This window comes from Enterobacter sp. 2VL (assembly GCF_005503595.1).
Lineage (GTDB): Bacteria > Pseudomonadota > Gammaproteobacteria > Enterobacterales > Enterobacteriaceae > Enterobacter > Enterobacter cancerogenus.
Genome location: NZ_SCNE01000001.1, coordinates 845,501 through 865,521 on the forward strand (window position 1 = coordinate 845,501; position 20,021 = coordinate 865,521).

The following is a 20,021-nucleotide window of genomic DNA, read 5'->3' on the forward strand; positions in this document are numbered from 1 at the left end:
CAGGAGCATTCAATGCTGCGCGTCATCGATACCGAAACTTGCGATCTTCAGGGCGGGATTGTGGAAGTGGCCTCTGTCGACGTTGTCGACGGACAGATAGTCAACCCAATGAGTCATCTGGTTCGCCCCGATCGCCCGATCAGCCCGCAGGCGATGGCTATCCATCGCATCACGGAATCGATGGTGGCGGATAAACCCTGGATTGAGGAGGTTATCCCTCACTATCACGGTAGCCCCTGGTATGTGGCGCACAACGCCAGCTTCGACCGTCGCGTGCTGCCGGAGATGCCCGGGGAGTGGATCTGCACCATGAAGCTCGCGCGCCGCCTGTGGCCGGGGATCAAATACAGCAATATGGCGCTGTATAAATCCCGCAAGCTCAGCGTCCAAACGCCGGAGGGGCTGCATCACCACCGCGCGCTGTATGACTGCTATATCACCGCTGCGCTGCTGGTTGATATTATGAATACGTCAGGCTGGACGCCGGAAGATATGGCAACCATAACCGGTCGCCCTGCGCTGTTAACCACCTTCACCTTCGGCAAATACCGCGGCAAAGCGGTAGCCGAAGTCGCGGACAACGATCCGGGCTATCTGCGCTGGCTGTATAACAACCTCGACAGAATGAGCCCGGAGCTGCGCTTAACGCTGAAGCACTATCTCGGCGAAGCCTAACGTTCTGCACGGCCTGGCAACGTATCCTGCGCCAGGCCAATCAGAAACGCATACTCCAGCGCCACCCCTTCATAGGATTTGAAGCGCCCCGATTTCCCGCCGTGCCCGGAATCCATGTCGGTGCAGAGCAACAGCAGATTATCGTCGGTTTTAAGCTCGCGCAGTTTCGCCACCCATTTCGCCGGCTCCCAGTACTGCACCTGCGAATCATGCAGGCCCGTCGTCACCAGCATATGCGGATAGGCTTTCGCCTCAACGTTGTCGTACGGGCTGTACTCTTTCATGTAGCGATAATAAGTTTCATCCTGCGGATTTCCCCACTCTTCGAACTCCCCGGTGGTCAGCGGGATAGATTCATCCAGCATGGTGGTCACCACATCCACGAACGGCACCTGGGCGATAACGCCCTTGAAGCGATCGGGACGCAGGTTGATTACCGCCCCCATCAGCATGCCACCGGCGCTGCCGCCCATGCCAAAGCAGAGATCGGGATGACCATAGCCCTGCTCCACCAGCGCATCGCACACGTCCAGATAGTCGTAGAAGGTGTTTTTCTTTTTCAGGAACTTACCGTCTTCGTACCACTGCTGACCCAGCTCGCCGCCGCCGCGAATATGGGCGATGGCATAGACAAAACCCCGGTCGAGCAGGCTCAGCCTGCTGCTGCTAAAGTCGGCGTCCATGCTGGATCCGTACGAGCCATAGCCGTAAACCAGTAGCGGGTTTTTACCCTTACTGAAATGCGCCTTGTGATAGACCAGCGACACGGGCACTTCCGCACCGTCCCGCGCGGTCACCCACAGGTGCTCGCTGCGGTAATTGTCAGAGTCGAAGCCTTTCACCTCGGCCTGCTTGATCACCTGACGCTGCCCGGTGTCCATGTCCAGCTCAAACAGCGTATCAGGGGTGGTCATTGACGAATACCCATAGCGCAGCCGCGACGATTCAGGTTCAGGGTTAAAACCAATCCAGGTCACATAGGCCGGATCGTCAAAGGCGATACCCACCACTTCCCGCGTTTTACGGTTGATCTGCCGGATGCTGGTCAGCCCGCGCTGGCGCTCCTCCACCACCAGCCAGTCGGTAAACAGGGTAAAGCCCTCGAGCATGACCTGTTCACGCGCGGGAATAAGCACTTCCCATTTGCGCTCGTCGCGCACCTTGGTTTTATACAGCCCGAAGTTCTTACCCTCACGGTTGGAGCGCAGGTAAAAGCTGTGCTGGAAATGGTCGAGGCTGTATTCGTGATCTTTGCGGCGAGGCAGGAAGCAAAGCGGCTGTGCATCGGGAAGTTCCGCATCAAGCAAGAGCACTTCCGAGGTGGTCGCACTGGCCAGGTAGATGATCACATAGTGGCGGGACGATGTTTTATGCAGGCTGACATAATACGTCTCATCTTTTTCTTCATACACCAGTTCGTCGTCGGCAGACGAGGTGCCCACGGTATGCCGCCAGACCTGGTAAGGCAGCAGCGTGGAGGCATGTTTTTTTACGTAGTAGACCGTTTCGGAATCGTTCGCCCAGACGAAGTCCGGCGAGACGTTGTCCAGCATTTCCGGATACCAGTTTCCGGTTTCCAGATTGCGAAAGCGCAGGCCGTACTGACGGCGCGAGAGATAATCTTCCGCCAGCGCCATAATGGCGTTATCCGGCGAGATGGACATGCCGCCTAATGTATAAAACTCGCTGTGGGCCGCGCGCTTGTTGGCATCCAGCAAGATGTCCCACTCATCCCACTCGGCGCTGAGCACGGACTGACGCTGGTAGATAGCATACTCGTTGCCAGGCTCATAGACATGGCGATAGCGATAGCCATTTTTAGTCCAGGGCGCGGAAATATCGCGCTGCGGGACACGCTGCACCATTTCGTTCAGCAAGCGATCCTGCAGCGCCTGCTGGCTGGCCATGACCTTACGGCCATAGTCATTTTCCTCGTGCAGATAGTCGAGGACATCCGGCTGCGAGCGCGTATCGTCCCGCAGCCAGTAATAGTTGTCGATACGCGTATCTCCATGCGTGGTGATCGCGTAAGCAGTGCGTCGGGCTTTCGGTGGCATGTTCGTTTTACTTTTGAGTTTTACACCCTATAAGGTTGGCAAAACACACGCATGATGCAAGCGAAACATAGCCAGTTTAGGAAAGCATTAGCCCGCCAGGGCCTGTTTTTGCTGCTGAATATCCTTCTCGATGCCTTCCCGCACGTCCTGAGGGATCTTCAGGGCATCGCCCAGCGCATTAAGGTAGCTCCGCTCCATAAAGTGATCGATATCAATAGCCGCGCAGCTCAGGAAATAGAGTTCAAGCGCCTCCTCTTCATTTTTAACGCTTTGAGCCAGTCGCTGCGGGTCAAGCGGCTGTTCGATGGCCTTCGCCACCAGCGCCCTGCCCTGTGCTTCGACGCCCGCCTCGCTCATCTGTTGTTCAATTGCCGTGCGCTCCTGGTCGTCGATATGTCCGTCGCTCTTCGCGGCAAACACCAGCGCCAGAATCAACCGTTCCGTACGAATATCCAGCGGCGAGGTATGCTCACCATAGTGCGGCTCATCGTTATGCGCGGTACGCACCTTATCTTTGTATTTGTTCCACAGCACGGAGCCGGCGATAGCCCCTCCGCCCGCAAGCAGCGCGCCAGTGCCATATTTGGTCAACAGCTTGCGTGAGGATTTGTTCGCGACCAGTAGCCCTGCCAGCCCGCCCAGCGCACCGGGAACCAGAAGTTTACTGAGCCCCTGCTCGCCCGTCCCCGAAGAGGACGTTTTCTGACCCAGCATGGATTGCAATTGATTCAACCAACCTGACATGATTTCTCTCGCTTAACGGTGAACATGCTTCACAGCCTAAGCGAGTGGACGTCAGGAAATGTCTGTTGGCACTAAAGAAGCGCAAATTTCTTGCCCGTCACCTTTGCCCCTGACAAGACAGACGCAAACGTTTTCGTTTATACTGCACGCAACTTTTTCAGGGGGATAGTTATGACACGTTTAGGAACCGCGCTGCGTCCGGCAGCGACGCGCGTAATGCTGCTGGGATCGGGTGAACTGGGTAAAGAAGTCGCCATCGAGTGCCAGCGTTTAGGCGTTGAGGTGATTGCTGTTGATCGTTATCCGGACGCGCCGGCCATGCATGTCGCGCATCGTTCTTATGTGATTAACATGCTGGACGGCGAGGCTCTGCGCGCGCTGATTGCCAAAGAAAAACCGCATTATGTGGTGCCTGAAATCGAAGCCATCGCCACCGATACGCTGGTCGCGCTTGAGCAGGAAGGCCAGCGCGTCGTACCCAGCGCAAACGCCGCGAAACTTACCATGAACCGCGAGGGCATTCGTCGCCTGGCGGCAGAAGAGTTGCAACTCCCCACCTCCAGCTACCGTTTTGCTGGCGACAAAGCCGGTTTTCTGCAGGCCGTTAAGGAGATTGGATACCCGTGCATCATTAAGCCGGTGATGAGCTCCTCAGGGAAAGGTCAGAGCTTTATCCGTGACAGCTTACAGCTGGATAGCGCCTGGGATTATGCACAACAGGGTGGCCGCGCAGGGGCCGGACGCGTGATTGTCGAGGGCGTCGTGAAGTTTGATTTCGAGATCACCCTGCTGACCATCAGTGCCGCAGACGGCGTACACTTCTGCGATCCGATCGGTCATCGCCAGGAAGATGGCGATTACCGTGAATCCTGGCAGCCGCAGCGAATGAGCGCTCTGGCGCTGCAACGCGCGCAGGAGATCGCCCGCAAGACGGTGCTGGCGCTCGGCGGATACGGGCTGTTTGGCGTGGAACTGTTTGTCTGCGGTGACGAGGTGATTTTCAGTGAAGTCTCCCCGCGTCCGCACGATACCGGGATGGTAACGCTGATTTCACAGGATCTTTCCGAATTCGCCCTGCACGTGCGGGCTTTCCTCGGCCTGCCGGTTGGCGGCATCCGTCAGTACGGCCCGGCCGCGTCAGCGGTGATCCTGCCGCAGTTAACCAGCCAGAACGTCACGTTTGATAACGTCGAGAACGCGGTGGGTGCCGGTTTGCAGGTGCGCCTGTTTGGTAAGCCAGACATCGACGGAACGCGTCGGTTAGGCGTGGCGTTAGCCACCGGTCAGGCCGTGGAGGATGCGGTCGCGAGAGCGAAAACGGCCGCCAGTGCGGTGAACGTTAAAGGGTAATAAAAAGTTAGCTGGTCACATTGGTGGCCAGCCGCTTTGTTATGCATTTGCATCCTGCACGTAGACTTCACCTGCAGTAGAAGCCCCACCTCTCGTGGTCTTTTCAGTACCCTACATCCCTGTAAGCTTCACTGGTCTTCATTATAAAAACATACACACCTGTGCCAATAAAAAGAACGATGGGTATAATGATCGCCGCAGCGATTTCCCAGCCTGTTAGCGTCTCATTTTTAGATGTAAAACTAATATGATATGCAACGAGAGAAAGCACACAAAATAAAGCCGCCATACCTGCTGGAAGAAGAGGGTTATTCCAGTCACCCCATATAAGTTTTTCCGGGATATCCGTTTTTTTGGAAGAAAGGGCAGTTATGCTCAGTTTATTTTTTTCCGAATATGCTATCAGTTGTTCCCCCTGGGCATATTTAACTGCATCTGTCGCCAGTCCCAGCGCCAGCCACCGATACCCGGCGCTTTTTTCTCCCAAAGAGACATCTATATCCAGGCGTTCTATCGCCAGCCCTTTTTCATCCAGTGCCTGTATTAAAGGATATTTTTCCGTTCGAGATAGCCCGGTATACCAAAGTTTTTTCGGGGTAAGCACGGAGCCCGTCGCCAGGTAAACCGCCATTTTTTCTTCTACATCTGTCACTTCTGACATAGGTTGGTAAAGATACACCGGTTTTTCACCTTCTTCACCGATATAATGACTGGTCAGGAGGAACGCACTCGCATTTTCCATACTCGCTGAGTTAGCGCCCTCTTGATGCAAATCAACGATAACTATCAATCGGTTTTCAACTCTGTCATTTGAAGCGTTCATCCATTTACCGATAAGTGCGTAACCAGGGCATTCCGCGCTGTGCTCAATATTACATTCACTGGCATGTTCGATCCCCAACAACGCCAGAGATCGTCTCAGCTCGTCAATACAGGACTCACTCCCTCCACGAACCCAGAGAAGAGTTTCAAAAATTCGGTAGTTATATCCCTTCAACTTTTCAGCCATTGGAGCCAATAAACGGTAAAAAATTTGCTCATCACGAGTTTGATCGAACCGACCTTCAAGTTGAATCTTAACCGGCGTTTTCGGTGCCAGCGGAAATTCCCCTTCCAGCTTCAACATATTCAGTGCAGGTTGCTCCAGAGGAGTGATTACAGACCATGCTGCGATAGCGATGTTTTTCCGCGCATACGCTTTTAAATTATTCTCTCTTTCTTTTTCAATGAACTTACGGGTTTCAAAGTAGTGAAGCGTGGCGTTATGAAATATGAGTCCTGTATAAATAAAGACAGACACCATACAGATAGGCAGAATAACTGAGGGTACAAAAAATATAGCAGTCACGTGTTCTGTCTCAGGCCAGGTAAGAGCCCGCATCAGCAGGCCCATTCCGACGGATATCACATATATGAGTATAATAACGACAACCGGTACATCGGTATCGGGGTCAGGCTGTTTCTTGTATAACCACCACGCTCTCATTACGCTGCTCCCGCAACGGGCAAGGTACTTTTAATTTCGCATCCGCACGCCGCATGACAGCCATCTACCACAACCCCACGACCCTTCATGGTCCAGGTTGGGTGACATTCATTGATTGGGAAAATGCCTCTGTGGGTCGGACACTGCACCAAATCATCTTTCAATGCCACGGCCTTACCCATAAAGTCTGCACCGGAAGCTTTTGTAACTTTGCCTCCGCTTACCAGCGGATCGTGTAATCGAATAACGCCTTTCATTATTTACTCTCCCTATCGCCCCGCATTCATATCACAGCGCATATGATCCCAGCCGGTATAGCCCTTCACTTCGGGTACGCTGTCGGGTAAATCTTGACAGTTGGTCTTAAATTGTTGCGTGCTGTGCACCAGTCCTTGTTTCGTTAAATAGACTGTCCCCCAGGCCCAACCCGAAGAATGAGGTTCCAGCACCCCATTTACTTTATTTCCCATACCATCATCCACGGTATAGTTAATCCCCGACCCGCCGGGCAGAATCCGAGGATCTTCAAAGGGTTTTGAGGACATATACAGTCGGTGCCTGGTCTGTAAAAAACCTTGGTCATTAACGACAGTTAAAGAAATAATATCCTCGTAGGATGGCGAAGAATCTCCATTAGGTTCGTTAGAACCGACTGAAAAAAATTGCGGGAACCAGGTTTTTCCGTAATCTTTTGAAATGATTGTTCCCGGAGAGTCCCATGTAGGGATAGCAATATAGCGCTCTGAAGGATGTATGAATTTTTTAGTGAAAATTCGATAAAACTGGCTGACTGGTTCGGTATGAATGGCCCGTTGAGTATCCGTATACCAGAGTTCCCCTTCGCAGTCCCATCCTTTTAGTTCGAGATAACGATGATCATCAAACCGGTAAACCACCTGCGTCGGTGGCTCTTTCGCCTGGCAACCTGTCGCCAGCCAAACGGACGTAGCTGCAAGAACGATACAGAATCCTTTCATTAGTTATCGCCCCGCATTCATATCACAGCGCATGTGATCCCAGCCGGTATATCCCTTCACTTCGGGTACGCTGTCGGGTAAATCTTGCCAATTAGTCTTGAGTTGCTGCGTGCTGCCCTCAAGCCCCTGCTTAGTCATATAGACCATCCCCCAGGCCCAGCCAGGTGAACGGGGTTCCAGCTTGCCACTGACTTTATTTCCCATACCGTCATCCACGGTATAGGTAATACCCGGCCCGCCGGGCAGAATCCGAGGATCTTCAAAGGGTTTTGAGGACATATAGAGTCGGTGCCTGGTCTGTAAAAAACCCTGATCGTTGACGACGGTGAAAGAGATAACATCATCATAATAAGGAGCGTTACTTCCGTCAGGTTCGTTACTTCCTGGCGACATAGTTGCCCCCCCTCTTTCCCATGTTTTCCCATAATCTTTGGATACTGAAAACCCACCAGTAACATTTCCCCACCATGGAATTGCGAGATAGCGTTCTGATGGATGCACGAATTTTTTGGTAAAGATTCGATAAAACTGGCTGGCTATTTGTGAACGGATACCTCGCTTTATATCGATGTACCAGATTTCCCCTTCGCAATCCCAGCCTTTGAGTTCGAGGTAGCGATGACCATCAAACCGATATACTACCTGCGTTGGCGGTTCTTTCGCCTGACAACCTGTCGCCAGCCAAACGGACGTAGCTGCAAAAACGATACAGAATCCTTTCATCAGTTATCGCCCCGCATTCATATCACAGCGCATATGATCCCAGCCGGTATAGCCCTTCACTTCGGGGACCTTATCCGGTAGACCCTGATAATTTAACTTAAATTGAGATATATCCTCTTTGAGACCCTGTCTGGTGATGTAATCCATTCCCCAAGCTGGTCCAGAAAAACCCGGTTTTAGCTTTCCATAAACTTTATTTCCCATACCATCATCCACGGTATAGGTAATCCCCGGGCCACCGGGCAGAATCCGCGGATCTTCAAAGGGTTTTGAGGACATATACAGTCGGTGCCTGGTCTGTAAAAAACCTTGGTCATTAACGACAGTTAAAGAAATAATATCCTCGTAGGATGGCGAAGAATCTCCATTAGGTTCGTTAGAACCGACTGAAAAAAATTGCGGGAACCAGGTTTTTCCGTAATCTTTTGAAATGATTGTTCCCGGAGAGTCCCATGTAGGGATAGCAATATAGCGCTCTGAAGGATGTATGAATTTTTTAGTGAAAATTCGATAAAACTGGCTGACTGGTTCGGTATGAATGGCCCGTTGAGTATCCGTATACCAGAGTTCCCCTTCGCAGTCCCATCCTTTTAGTTCGAGATAACGATGATCATCAAACCGGTAAACCACCTGCGTCGGTGGCTCTTTCGCCTGGCAACCTGTCGCCAGCCAAACGGTTGTAGCTGCAAGAACGATACAGAATCCTTTCATCAGTTATCGCCCCGCATTGATATCACATCGCATATGATCCCAGCCGGTATATCCCTTCACTTCGGGAACGCTGTCGGGTAAATCTTGCCAGTTGGTCTTAAATTGTTGCGTGCTGTGTGCCAGTCCTTGTTTCGTCAAATAGACTGTCCCCCAGGCCCAACCCGAAGAATGAGGTTCCAGCACCCCATTTACTTTATTGCCCATTCCATCATCCACGGTATAGGTAATCCCCGGCCCGCCGGGCAGAATCCGAGGATCTTCAAAGGGTTTTGAGGACATATACAGTCGGTGCCTGGTCTGCAAAAAACCTTGATCGTTGACGACGGTGAAAGAGATTATATCGTCATAATATGGTTGATTAGTACCATCAGGTTCGTTGGGACCTACCGAAAAAAACTGGGGGAACCATGTTTTACCATAATCTTTTGATATTATTGTTCCTGGGTCATCCCAGGTTGGTATGGCAATATAGCGTTCTGAAGGATGAATAAATTTTTTGGTAAAAATTCGATAAAATTGACTGACTGGTTCGGTATGAATACCCAGTTGAGTATCCGTATACCAGAGTTCCCCTTCGCAGTCCCATCCTTTGAGCTCGAGGTAACGATGTTCATCAAAACGATAAACTATCTGCGTTGGCGGTTCTTTCGCCTGGCAACCGGTCACAAAAAGGATAGCAGTGGACACAAGTCTTATAAATAATTTTTTCATGCTTAATCCTTAAGCTAGTTGATTATCACTCATGGGCTTCGGCATATCCCATTGCAGATTTGCTACTACCTGATTTCCCTTGGCCACATCTCCTGACGGCTTTATAGTTGTGGCATGGTTAAACTGATTTTTCACGCCATACTCTCCTTTAGGTAGCACCTCATCGGGTTTATTCATGTAAAATTTGGTTTGTGTTTCAGGTAATTTTCCGCTTCGGTGATATTCAGTAGCAGGTTGATAACTATTCTGCGGATCACGCCAGTCCGCACGATGTAATAACCCTTCCCAGAATTTTCCCGCCTGGTAATCGAATGATTTGCACTGCCCAATTGCCAGATCAAACGCCATCGCATGTGAAGGTGCGAATTCACTCATTACAATAGATGAGTGCTGGCTGTAACCAACCGGATCGATTTTCTGCCATTCAGCCTGTAATTCTTCTGGTGTTTTGAGCCAGGTCAGAGTGAGCAATTGAAAATCTTTTGAACCTGACACCTCACCATGAATAACCTTATGCTTGCGTTCAATGCTCTCAACCTCTCGCTCATAAGGCGTCAATACATGACCGGGACGCCAGCCAATACTTTGATAGCTATTAACCACATACGTTGCCGACGCTGTACGTTTAATTGCATAGGCTTTGGCAGAGTAGGAAATGTAAGCGTCCGGACTGTCCGGATCGATATAAGTTGAGTAGGGTTCGTCAGAGGTTTTCGGATCGTTATCAGGATGGTTATCCTGACCCTGTAGCTTGAATATAAACGGCTCGGGTAACTCTTCTCCGTTAATCACCACGTCATTATATGAATAACTCGCGTTCATCACAGGTGTGGTGCAGAAATCACCTTTACGTTCCGGGGCCATACTGAACAGCTCAGTCTCCAGGCGCCCCACCCAGCGGTGCTGGCAGAACGCCCTCTGACGAAGGTTGGGAATATTGCTTGCAATTTGAGCAGGTATGCCTCTCCAGCCAAAGCCCTGAATATTTTGCAGTGAGACGGTGCCATCTTGCGGACACCAATAGTTATACACTTTGCCATTATTGTCGCGTCGGTATTTAATCTCCTTTCGCAATGGATTATCAGAAGGTTTACGTAACGTACAGTCGGCTTCCATCGCCAGGAGGTCAGCATCAGACAGTTCACCGTCTTTATACTGCGTAGCCATTAAAGCGCAGAAGTTTTTGAACGTCTCCTGACGGGCAAACGCTGTCTGGTGATGACCGGGTTGTAAATCCTCACTGAGGCGGCCTTCAAGCGAATACGGCGAATGATTAAGGATGGTACAGTTAACCGGAACGAAATTTGCCTGCTTGACGAGCATATTTGCCAGCATGGTAATGATCGTACCCTGACTGTGCGACACAATGTTAATAACATCCTTCGCTGTGACAGGCTCACTTCTAATCTGGATAATCAAATCGGCCAGGCGCTGAGCAGCAAAAAACTGATAAATGCGGTGCGGATTCGGGAAAATCGGGTGCGTATAATCGCCACCGTTCATGTACAACGTGGCAAACCCTGCGGCCGCCAGCGCTATGCCACCCGCTCCCGGTCCTAACATATCGGGAATATTGGTTGTTGCATTAGCAAACGTCCCGCCCCCCTTGGCAAAATTCGTATCTAATGCGTTTTTAAAGTTATCGTTCTGATACTTAAACGGTCCTTGCCCGTCATTTCCCAGAACTTTTTTATTGTTCTCGTTATCTTCCTGATAAGCGTCATAGGGCAGATGAGCGCTGTGGCTTAATTTGCCGACTTCTTCCCGGTAACGTTTCTGATCCGCCCTGTAGTCATCATGCGTGACAGGCTTATACCCCCAGTAAAACGGTATAATGGGAGATCGACCGGGGGTGATGATCCTGTAGTCCTTCCATTCGTGGGCGTAAAAATCCTGGCGGTTAAGCCGTTTTCCCAACCCTGCAAGAATGCCCCTCTCCTGGTTCTGGTAGGCCTCACCCACGTCATTCACTCCATGGACAAGAATAACGATACCCGGCATAGGGCGAGGCACCCCGACGTTGCGCGTCTGGGCAACTTCTCCCAGGTTTTTGTGTACCGGGATGTCGCCTTCAGAGACGATCCTCGGAGCATACGGTTTTATCTTCGTATCCTTCATTCCAACAACTCCATTTTGTAACTGTCGAGGTCGTCGGCATCAAGCAGCGGTGACTGACCGCGGTTGTCCGTTACCCCTTCCACCACCTGACCAGCCGAATTTGTTAGCCTGAATTTTTTGTTTGCCAGAATCTGCTCCGGGTCATCACCCGCATGCAGCTTGTAACGGAGTTTGAACACACCTTTGTCAAAGGCTGGCGGTTGTATCGACGCACTTTCCGGGCCCTCGTATTTCAGGCTCGGCGCTTTCAATTCGATACCTGTCGGTGAGAAAATCGTGACCAACCCACTCGGACTAATGCGGATCCCACCCCCGCCGCAGACAAATTGCATGCCTTCTTTAGCACTACCGTTCATCTTTCCGGCAGTACTCGTCAGCGTGAAATCCTGTTGCGACAGCATGTGCATACCTCCACGCTGCGCCTGCGTCGTAATATCCCCCGCACCGGCAATCATCTGTATGCCGAGTTTGCGGGCAAACAGCGATAGCTTCTCCCCCACAGCCAGCGAGAATTTTTTCACCACATTCATGCTGGCGTTGCTTTGCGACGTTGCAATCAGGTCTTCCCCGGCTGAAAGTTGCAGGCTATCCGGAGTCACGTGTGCAATCCCGCTCATGCCATACGAAAGAATGCCCGGTCCCGTGAGGTTGCTCAGCGTCTGGCTGAGCGCCCTTTGCCGATCGGTTTCCACATTGCCTGCACCTGCCGTTAACGCACTTTGTTGCAGGGTCATTGCCAGCGATAAGGCTTTTTCCAGTTGAGCAATGGCAGCGGTCATATCAAGCTGTTTGCCCGCCGCGCGCGGCTGGGCCTCGGTGGTAATCATTACCCCTTTGGAGGCTCGCAGCGCCATCCAGTCGTCGGTGCGGGCCTCTATACCCTCTCCGCGCTTTTTCCCTTCAGCATCCACCAGATGCCCAACGCTGACTTGCCCTTTGCCATACTCTGTAGCGATCTTGATATGTTCCTGTCCGCGACGATCCTCAAGACGGATTTTGTTCGACGCCGCCGTGCGGATCACATTTCGCGTATCGTTGCGGTTTGTAACCAAATCCGGGTGGCTGCCGTCGTGCATGGCATGAGCGATAAAGGGCCTGTCCGGATCGCCACCTTCAAAACCCACAGCAACTTCAGTTCCCTCAAGCAATGGAAAATGGAAACCAAAGGTGTCGCCTGCATACGATCTGCCGAGGCGTACCAGAGCGCTTTCAAATCCCTCACGTTTTTCATCCAGGTCAAAATCAAACTTCACCCGGTAGCGCCCTGTGGCATCAAGGCCGGCATAGGTTTTATCACTGCCAATAGCCATCACTCTGGCAGGCACCGTTCCGGCTATTACCGGTCGGGATAACGATTCAGGACGATAGCAATAACCGTGGATATGGGGGACTCCTGACAAAACGGCGCGATAATGCTCTGCACGACTGCTGCGAATGGTCATTTCGGTAATGACAAACCCGGTTTTAAACCCCTCAGGAACAGGTCCTGTGGGATAAAACATAATGCCTGGCTGGAGTTCAGGATCGCTGGTTGTTGCCCCCAGAGTAGTCTGCCTGTTCAGCAGGCGTTCATAACGCAACCGGGCGTAAAAGGTTGCGGTTTCTGCCTCTTCGCCGTAAAAATCGCCGTCAGCAAAATAGTGATCGGCGTAGTGATAATGTTGTCCTGAGGTTATACCGTCAGGTATATCATTCAATTTGATGGTCTTATCTGACTGCGGCGATCGCGGTTCACGGTAGTTGTAAGTGCGAACCAACACATTTTTTGGGACCAGGTCGTGATGTTCTTCAAGATCGGTAATGTATTCGTCGTAACTGGTCATGCCTGAATTTCTGACATAAGGCAGCGGTTTATCATGGAAGCGGTAGCGATAGTCAGAATCCCCAAAAATAACGACCGTTTCCGTCTTCACGTTGTCGTGATTTTCAAAACGGAACCAGATCCCAACCTCTGCCAGTAACCGACGGATAAATTGCAGATCGGTTTCTTTCCACTGAATAAGCATTTCTCTTCGGGGGTAACTGTGATGCAGATGGTCAAAATCAATGTTGTAGCCGTCAAAGTGTCCGCTGTCTTTCATCAGGCTCGCCACCAGTTCCGGTACGGTCATGTTTATATACACGGCAGAACGGTAACTTTTATCCATCAACGCCAGCTCATGCTCCAGTACGCATTCATACAGTGCTTCATCTCCTGAAGATGTAAGGCGGGAGAATTGAGTGATCGTGCCATTAATTTGGCGAACCGGCAGCCAGGGCGTTTCCCCTTGCCAGGCAGCCTTCGGATTCGGTGCGCGCAAAATAAATTCGGCAATCTGGTTAAGAACGGCATCGATAGAAATGTTTTGATCGGGACTGGTAAAGCGAATGGTATAATGATATGGCTTGCTTAATGCTTCTTTTCCTGTAAAAGAATGAACATCGCAAATAACATTTTTGCTACGAGGAAAATACAATAAATAGCGATTTAACGTATCATGCAATTGAACCGTCTCAGATAGCCCTGTCATAGTTAAATGTCCTTTTAACAAACGGCGTGTTTATCTAAAACATTACACCCACTCAGCGAACATTAAAACATCCACCTTCAAATTAAAATGGGTTCTTAATTGCCAAAATATTCATTAAGCATATAGAAAAGACAAAAAACAATCACACAACAAATTAAATCAGTATATAAAAAATCATACCATTAGCAGTTAAACATACCTTATTTACGAGAAATGATGACAGCTTTACACAATTATCATTCATCGCTGATTGTTGGTTTATTTGCATTTCCGTGACGTGATACGGAGATTTCGAAAAAAGGAATATATTTCACGGACAGGCGCACAGGTAATATTGCCACTATTGCAGGAACAATGTGACCTGAGGAGTGAGAAAATGCATGAAGACTGCTGGCCACATTAAGTGACCAGCATCAGGCCATCTGGCCCGTTTTTCTTACGGCAGATAGCTTACTGCTTCGCGCCTTCAACCGCTTCGCGAGCAAGCTTCGTGATGCGATCCCAGTCTCCTGCTTCCAGCGCATCCGCCGGAACCAGCCAGGAACCGCCGATGCACAGCACGCTTTTCAGCGCCAGGTAGTCACGGTAGTTCGCCGGTGAGATACCGCCGGTCGGGCAGAAGCGAACCTGTGAGAACGGGCCTGCAATTGCCTGCAGCGCTTTGGTGCCGCCGTTGGCTTCCGCCGGGAAGAATTTAAACTCTTTCAGACCGTAGTCCATGCCCAGCATCAGTTCAGAAACGGTGCTGATGCCCGGGATCAGTGGAATGGTGCCTTCGGTTGCCGCTTTCAGCAGTGGCTCAGTCAGGCCCGGGCTAATGGCAAACTGTGCCCCCGCTTCGGTAACGTCCGCCAGCTGCTGCGCGTTCAGCACGGTACCCGCGCCAATAATGGCATCCGGTACTTCTTTGGCGATAGCGCGGATCGCGTCCATCGCACATGCGGTACGCAGCGTCACTTCAAGAACACGAACACCGCCTGCAACCAGCGCTTTCGCCATCGGAACGGCGTGCTCCAGTTTGTTCACCACGATAACCGGCACTACCGGGCCTGTTGTCAGGATTGCTTCTGCACTTGTTTTCCAGTTTTTCATCAGAGTCTTCTCTCGCCAGATCGTTAAAATCAAGTCGTCTTAAAACGTAATACAGGTTGCGCCCTGCTCCGCGCCGGAAAGTTTCTCACGCAGCGCGCCAAACATTTCACGCCCGGTGCCCACGCGCGACGCGCTCAGGTCAGGAATATGCGGCTTACGTGCCGCCAGCTCGGCCTCATCCACCAGCAGGGTTAACTCACCCGTCTGGCCGTTAACGCGAATGATGTCGCCATCACGGACCTTCGCCAGCAAGCCGCCGTCGTAGGCTTCCGGGGTCACGTGGATCGCTGAAGGTACTTTACCTGATGCCCCGGAGAGGCGTCCATCGGTCACTAACGCAATTTTGAAACGGCGGTCCAATAATACACCAAGCGGCGGCATAAGTTTATGCAATTCTGGCATGCCGTTCGCTTTTGGCCCCTGATGACGGACCACCACGACGCAATCCTTATCCAGAAGACCGGCATCGAAAGCAGGCAATACGTCATGCTGGCTTTCAAACACCACGGCTGGCGCTTCGATAATCTGGTTCTCTTCCGGTACGGCGGAGGTCTTCATCACCGCGCGGCCCAGGTTGCCGCTCAGCACTTTGGTGCCACCGTGTGGCGAGAATGGCTGTTCAAACGTCGCGATGACGTTCGCGTCGAGAGAAGCCGCCGCCCCTTCGCGCCAGTCCAGCTCGCCGTTGTTCAGCCATGGCTCCAGGGTGTAACGCTGCAAACCGAAGCCTGCTACCGTGTTCACGTCTTCATGCAGCAGCCCGCCCTTCAGCAACTCGCGCATCAGCACAGGTACACCACCGGCAGCCTGGAAGTGGTTGATATCAGCCGGGCCATTCGGGTAGAGGCGCGCCATCAGCGGCACGACGGAGGAGATGTCAGAGAAATCATCCCAGTTAATCAGAATGCCCGCCGCGCGCGCCATCGCCACCAGGTGCATGGTGTGGTTGGTCGAGCCGCCGGTTGCCAGCAGCGCAACGATGCCGTTAACGATAACCTTCTCGTCAACCATTTTGCCCAGCGGCATCCATTCGTTGCCGTTTCCGGTCAGGCGCGTTACCTGACGCGCCGCGGCTTCGGTCAGCGCCTGACGCAGCGGTGCATCCGGCTGAATGAAGGACGACCCCGGAAGCTGCATACCCATAAATTCCACCACCATCTGGTTGGTGTTGGCCGTTCCGTAGAAGGTGCAGGTTCCAGGGGCGTGATAGGAGGCGGCCTCGGCTTCGAGCAGCGCCTGACGATCGGCTTTGCCCTCGGCATAGAGCTGGCGAATACGCACTTTTTCTTTGTTCGGCAGGCCGCTCGCCATTGGGCCTGACGGCACGAAGATCGCAGGCAGATGACCGAAGGACAGCGCCGCCATCGCCAGGCCCGGGACGATTTTGTCACACACGCCGAGGTAGAGGGCGCCATCAAACATGTTATGGGATAAGCCGACGGCCGCCGACATGGCGATCACTTCGCGGCTCAACAGGGACAGCTCCATCCCATCCTGGCCCTGCGTGACGCCATCGCACATTGCCGGTACGCCACCAGCCACCTGCCCCACCGCGTTGACGCTGTGCAGCGCTTTACGAATGATATTTGGGTAGACCTCATACGGCTGGTGCGCAGACAGCATGTCGTTATAGGAGGTAATGATGGCGATATTGTTACGCAGCATGCTTTTCAGCGAGTCTTTATCGTCAGGCTGACACGCCGCAAAACCGTGGGCCAGATTGCCGCAGGCGAGCTGAGAGCGATGTACGGTGTTACTTTTGGCCTGTTGAATGCGGGCGAGGTAGGCCGAACGGGTCTCTTTCGAGCGCTCGGTAATGCGATGTGTTACGCGTAACAATGTCGGATTCATAAAAGCTCCTCTAATTTATCTGGCCGGGCTCGGGAGTTTGCACTATCTCTTGCGGCTGTTAACAGCGCTGAAACGCTTGGTGTCCGGAGCTCAGGGGCAAAATCACTTCCGGCAGTGTAATAAAAAAAGCTCCGCGGGTGAATCCACGCGGAGCTTAAAAGATTAAAAATTGTGCCACTAACTGTGTTAGATCATGTTACCGGTAAAATAACACCTCAGGGTTAGAGGAAATCTTACTCAAACTCGTTCCAGGAACGACCATCGCGGGTGATCATCGCAACGGAGGCAACCGGGCCCCAGGTGCCCGCCTGATACGGTTTTGGCGCATCCTGATCGGCAGCCCAGGCTTCGGTGATGGAGTCGACCCATTTCCACGCCTCTTCAACCTCATCACGACGCACGAACAGCGCCTGGATACCACGCATGGTTTCCAGCAGCAGGCGCTCGTAAGCATCCGCGAGGTGCGTTTCGTTGAAGGTTTCGGAGTAGCTCAGGTCCAGCTTGGTGGTCTGCAGGTTATGCTTGTGATCCAGCCCCGGGACTTTATTGAGGATCTGGATATCCACGCCCTCGTCTGGCTGCAGACGAATGGTCAGCTTGTTCTGCGGCAGCTCCTGCCAGGACTCTTTGAACAGGTTCAGTTCAGGGTTCTTGAAATACACCACCACTTCAGAGCATTTCGTCGGCAGACGTTTACCGGTACGCAGGTAGAACGGCACCCCAGCCCAGCGCCAGTCATCAATATCAACGCGGATCGCCACAAAGGTTTCGGTGTTACTGGCTTTGTTCGCACCCTCTTCTTCCAGGTAGCCAGGCACTTTTTTGCCCTGCGCAAAGCCTGCGGTGTACTGACCGCGAACGGTTTTCTCACGCACGTTGGAGCGGTCAATGCGACGCAGTGATTTGAGCACTTTTACTTTGGCATCGCGGATGCTGTCAGCCGTCAGGTCAGACGGCGGCGACATGGCGATCATGCAGAGGATCTGCAGCAGGTGGTTCTGGATCATGTCGCGCATCTGGCCGGCCTGGTCAAAGTAACCCCAGCGCCCTTCGATACCCACCTCCTCAGCCACGGTGATCTCCACGTGGTCGATGGTGCGGTTATCCCAGTTGTTCACAAACAGTGAGTTGGCGAAACGCAGCGCCAGCAGGTTCAGAACGGTCTCTTTACCCAGATAGTGGTCGATACGGTAAACCTGGCACTCTTCGAAATACTCTCCCACCTGATCGTTGATCTCACGAGAGGTAGCCAGTGACGTGCCCAGCGGTTTTTCCATTACCACGCGCGCAGGCTTGGCATTGAGGTTTGCCTCGCCCAGACCGCGGCAGATAGCGCCGAAGGTGCTTGGCGGCATCGCGAAATAGTTGATGGTGACGCGGTTTTCCTGGTCCAGCATCTCACCTAAACGGGTAAACGCGCTCACGTCATTCACGTCCAGGTTGCAGAAATCAAGGCGTCCGCTCAGCGTATCCCACAAACGTTCGTCGACTTTCTCTTTCATGAACGTTTCGAGCGCTTCACGCACGACTTTGGTATAAGCGTCCTTGTCCCAGTCGGCGCGCCCCACGCCCAGGATACGGGTATCTGGGTGAAGTTGGCCCGCTTTCTCCAGTTGATACAGGGAAGGCAGCAATTTACGGCGTGCAAGATCGCCTTTCGCGCCGAAAATGACCAGGTCACATGCCTGGGCTGTTTGCGTTACCGCCATGTCATTCTCCTCAGTTGGAATACCCGGTGCTTCTGCCAGGTATCGTTGTAATTTTATTACAATGCACTGTACTGCTTTTACGTCATTCCCGAAACCATTAGCGCTTAACGTCGCGTGCGATACCGCGATTTTTCGCCAGTCTGCGGCAGGTGACGCAGTAATGGTGCGAAAACCGTTGATTCTTTGTACTCATTGACCGCTGTAAAACCCGACAGCGATCAAGTAATGAAAAAAAACAACATCATTTCTTATCGACTGTTACCCTTTAGGGAAGTCACAGGGGTAATATCGACGAAATCGATTCGTGATTTCATCGATTAATGAAATCGTTTCTGCCCTCACGAGCGTCTTGTTAATAATGAACATGCTGGAAAAAATCCAGTTCCAACTGGAACACCTTAGCAAATCCGAGCGAAAAGTGGCTGAAGTCATTCTCGCTTCGCCCGCTCAGGCGATTCATTCAAGCATCGCCGCTCTGGCACAGGAATCGGGCGTCAGCGAACCGACGGTTAACCGATTCTGCCGTAGCCTGGAAACGCGCGGCTTCCCTGATTTTAAACTGCATCTCGCCCAAAGTCTGGCAAACGGCACCCCGTATGTTAATCGCAATGTGGATGAAGACGACAGCGTTGATGCGTATACAGCAAAAATTTTCGAGTCGGCAATGGCCACGCTGGACCACGTCCGTCAGTCGTTAGAGATGGCTTCGGTGAATCGCGCGGTGGATTTACTGACGCAGGCCAAGCGCATCGCCTTTTTCGGGCTGGGCTCTTCCGCCGCCGTGGCGCACGACGCGATGAACAAGTTTTTCCGCTTCAACGTGCCGGTTATCTATTCCGATGACATTGTGCTGCAACGCATGAGCTGTATGAATTGTAGCGAAGATGATGTCGTGGTTCTCATCTCACACACCGGACGCACAAAAAGCCAGGTCGAGCTGGCGCAGCTGGCACGTGAAAACGATGCCATGGTGATTGCGCTGACGACGGCGGGCACGCCGCTGGCGCGTGAGGCCACGCTTGCCATTACCCTTGATGTACCAGAAGACACCGACATGTACATGCCGATGGTCTCTCGCCTGGCTCAACTGACGGTAATTGACGTGCTGGCGACCGGTTTTACCCTCCGCCGGGGGGCAAAATTCCGGGATAACTTGAAGCGGGTCAAGGAAGCGCTGAAGGAATCGCGTTTTGATAAAGAATTGCTTATAAAGAGTAACACCCCTTAAAAGTCAAAAATGACGTTGTACGATTCACGGCAACCGGTCAGTTCTCTGATGCTTTGCAGCAGAATGAAGGCCGATTTAT

16 protein-coding genes are annotated in these 20,021 nt (G+C 52.2%); 3 read left to right on the plus strand and 13 right to left on the minus strand.

Going from position 1 to position 20,021, the window contains the following annotated elements:
• The first annotated feature begins 12 nt into the window (after nucleotides 1–12).
• The gene (exoX, locus tag FFS28_RS03950) at nucleotides 13–675 is read left to right on the plus strand and encodes an exodeoxyribonuclease X (RefSeq protein WP_137848830.1); all 663 of its coding nucleotides are present in this window, start codon (nucleotides 13–15) and stop codon (nucleotides 673–675) included.
• On the opposite strand, the gene ptrB is transcribed toward exoX, so the two are convergent.
• Both ptrB and FFS28_RS03960 read right to left on the minus strand, forming a co-directional pair.
• Nucleotides 672–2,732 carry an oligopeptidase B gene (gene ptrB / locus FFS28_RS03955; RefSeq protein ID WP_137848831.1) on the minus strand — a complete coding sequence of 687 codons (2,061 nt, stop codon included), beginning with the start codon at nucleotides 2,730–2,732 and terminating at the stop codon, nucleotides 672–674. The two genes, exoX and ptrB, sit on opposite strands and share 4 nt — an antisense overlap.
• Before the next feature lie 87 nt (nucleotides 2,733–2,819).
• Nucleotides 2,820–3,476, minus strand: a complete 657-nt coding sequence (locus FFS28_RS03960) for a tellurite resistance TerB family protein (RefSeq protein WP_137848832.1) — start codon at nucleotides 3,474–3,476, stop codon at nucleotides 2,820–2,822.
• 171 nt (nucleotides 3,477–3,647) lie between these two features.
• Between FFS28_RS03960 and purT the strand changes: the two genes are divergently transcribed.
• Nucleotides 3,648–4,826: a formate-dependent phosphoribosylglycinamide formyltransferase gene (purT, locus tag FFS28_RS03965; protein WP_137848833.1), complete on the plus strand. Its 1,179-nt coding sequence runs from the start codon at nucleotides 3,648–3,650 to the stop codon at nucleotides 4,824–4,826.
• Nucleotides 4,827–4,929: 103 nt separating this feature from the next.
• On the opposite strand, the gene FFS28_RS03970 is transcribed toward purT, so the two are convergent.
• The 11 genes from FFS28_RS03970 to zwf form a co-directional block, all read right to left on the minus strand.
• Nucleotides 4,930–6,312, minus strand: a complete 1,383-nt coding sequence (locus FFS28_RS03970) for a hypothetical protein (RefSeq protein ID WP_137848834.1) — start codon at nucleotides 6,310–6,312, stop codon at nucleotides 4,930–4,932.
• Entirely contained in the window at nucleotides 6,312–6,569 is a 258-nt protein-coding gene (locus FFS28_RS03975; protein WP_137848835.1) for a PAAR domain-containing protein, read from the minus strand. Before FFS28_RS03975 ends, FFS28_RS03970 begins: the two co-directional genes overlap by 1 nt.
• 12 nt (nucleotides 6,570–6,581) lie before the next feature.
• A complete protein-coding gene (locus FFS28_RS03980) occupies nucleotides 6,582–7,289 on the minus strand; it encodes a T6SS immunity protein Tli3 family protein (RefSeq protein WP_137848836.1) in 708 nt (235 codons plus the stop codon).
• Between the two features lie 3 nt (nucleotides 7,290–7,292).
• Nucleotides 7,293–8,012, minus strand: a complete 720-nt coding sequence (locus FFS28_RS03985; protein WP_137848837.1) for a T6SS immunity protein Tli3 family protein — start codon at nucleotides 8,010–8,012, stop codon at nucleotides 7,293–7,295.
• Nucleotides 8,013–8,015: 3 nt separating this feature from the next.
• A complete protein-coding gene (locus FFS28_RS03990) occupies nucleotides 8,016–8,723 on the minus strand; it encodes a T6SS immunity protein Tli3 family protein (RefSeq protein WP_137848838.1) in 708 nt (235 codons plus the stop codon).
• Between the two features lie 3 nt (nucleotides 8,724–8,726).
• Nucleotides 8,727–9,434: a T6SS immunity protein Tli3 family protein gene (locus FFS28_RS03995; RefSeq protein WP_137848839.1), complete on the minus strand. Its 708-nt coding sequence runs from the start codon at nucleotides 9,432–9,434 to the stop codon at nucleotides 8,727–8,729.
• 9 nt (nucleotides 9,435–9,443) lie between these two features.
• The gene (locus FFS28_RS04000) at nucleotides 9,444–11,552 is read right to left on the minus strand and encodes a T6SS effector phospholipase Tle3 domain-containing protein (protein WP_137848840.1); all 2,109 of its coding nucleotides are present in this window, start codon (nucleotides 11,550–11,552) and stop codon (nucleotides 9,444–9,446) included.
• The gene (locus tag FFS28_RS04005; protein WP_137848841.1) at nucleotides 11,549–14,062 is read right to left on the minus strand and encodes a DUF2345 domain-containing protein; all 2,514 of its coding nucleotides are present in this window, start codon (nucleotides 14,060–14,062) and stop codon (nucleotides 11,549–11,551) included. Before FFS28_RS04005 ends, FFS28_RS04000 begins: the two co-directional genes overlap by 4 nt.
• Before the next feature lie 450 nt (nucleotides 14,063–14,512).
• On the minus strand, nucleotides 14,513–15,154 hold the full coding sequence (gene kdgA / locus FFS28_RS04010) for a bifunctional 4-hydroxy-2-oxoglutarate aldolase/2-dehydro-3-deoxy-phosphogluconate aldolase (protein WP_006176036.1): 642 nt from the start codon (nucleotides 15,152–15,154) through the stop codon (nucleotides 14,513–14,515).
• Between the two features lie 39 nt (nucleotides 15,155–15,193).
• Nucleotides 15,194–17,005, minus strand: coding sequence for a phosphogluconate dehydratase (gene edd / locus FFS28_RS04015; RefSeq protein WP_137848842.1), 1,812 nt, complete (start codon nucleotides 17,003–17,005; stop codon nucleotides 15,194–15,196).
• Between the two features lie 233 nt (nucleotides 17,006–17,238).
• A complete protein-coding gene (gene zwf, locus FFS28_RS04020) occupies nucleotides 17,239–18,714 on the minus strand; it encodes a glucose-6-phosphate dehydrogenase (protein ID WP_006176038.1) in 1,476 nt (491 codons plus the stop codon).
• A gap of 358 nt (nucleotides 18,715–19,072) precedes the next feature.
• On the opposite strand from zwf, the gene FFS28_RS04025 reads away from it, so the two are divergent.
• Nucleotides 19,073–19,942, plus strand: coding sequence for a MurR/RpiR family transcriptional regulator (locus FFS28_RS04025; protein WP_006176039.1), 870 nt, complete (start codon nucleotides 19,073–19,075; stop codon nucleotides 19,940–19,942).
• Nucleotides 19,943–20,021: the final 79 nt, after the last annotated feature.

Bases quoted from the DNA above. Each gene is read 5' to 3' on its own strand.
- exoX (WP_137848830.1), top strand. From the start codon at position 13: ATGCTGCGCGTCATCGATACCGAAACTTGCGATCTTCAGGGCGGGATT.
- ptrB (WP_137848831.1), bottom strand. From the start codon at position 2,732: ATGCCACCGAAAGCCCGACGCACTGCTTACGCGATCACCACGCATGGA.
- FFS28_RS03960 (WP_137848832.1), bottom strand. From the start codon at position 3,476: ATGTCAGGTTGGTTGAATCAATTGCAATCCATGCTGGGTCAGAAAACG.
- purT (WP_137848833.1), top strand. From the start codon at position 3,648: ATGACACGTTTAGGAACCGCGCTGCGTCCGGCAGCGACGCGCGTAATG.
- FFS28_RS03970 (WP_137848834.1), bottom strand. From the start codon at position 6,312: ATGAGAGCGTGGTGGTTATACAAGAAACAGCCTGACCCCGATACCGAT.
- FFS28_RS03975 (WP_137848835.1), bottom strand. From the start codon at position 6,569: ATGAAAGGCGTTATTCGATTACACGATCCGCTGGTAAGCGGAGGCAAA.
- FFS28_RS03980 (WP_137848836.1), bottom strand. From the start codon at position 7,289: ATGAAAGGATTCTGTATCGTTCTTGCAGCTACGTCCGTTTGGCTGGCG.
- FFS28_RS03985 (WP_137848837.1), bottom strand. From the start codon at position 8,012: ATGAAAGGATTCTGTATCGTTTTTGCAGCTACGTCCGTTTGGCTGGCG.
- FFS28_RS03990 (WP_137848838.1), bottom strand. From the start codon at position 8,723: ATGAAAGGATTCTGTATCGTTCTTGCAGCTACAACCGTTTGGCTGGCG.
- FFS28_RS03995 (WP_137848839.1), bottom strand. From the start codon at position 9,434: ATGAAAAAATTATTTATAAGACTTGTGTCCACTGCTATCCTTTTTGTG.
- FFS28_RS04000 (WP_137848840.1), bottom strand. From the start codon at position 11,552: ATGAAGGATACGAAGATAAAACCGTATGCTCCGAGGATCGTCTCTGAA.
- FFS28_RS04005 (WP_137848841.1), bottom strand. From the start codon at position 14,062: ATGACAGGGCTATCTGAGACGGTTCAATTGCATGATACGTTAAATCGC.
- kdgA (WP_006176036.1), bottom strand. From the start codon at position 15,154: ATGAAAAACTGGAAAACAAGTGCAGAAGCAATCCTGACAACAGGCCCG.
- edd (WP_137848842.1), bottom strand. From the start codon at position 17,005: ATGAATCCGACATTGTTACGCGTAACACATCGCATTACCGAGCGCTCG.
- zwf (WP_006176038.1), bottom strand. From the start codon at position 18,714: ATGGCGGTAACGCAAACAGCCCAGGCATGTGACCTGGTCATTTTCGGC.
- FFS28_RS04025 (WP_006176039.1), top strand. From the start codon at position 19,073: ATGAACATGCTGGAAAAAATCCAGTTCCAACTGGAACACCTTAGCAAA.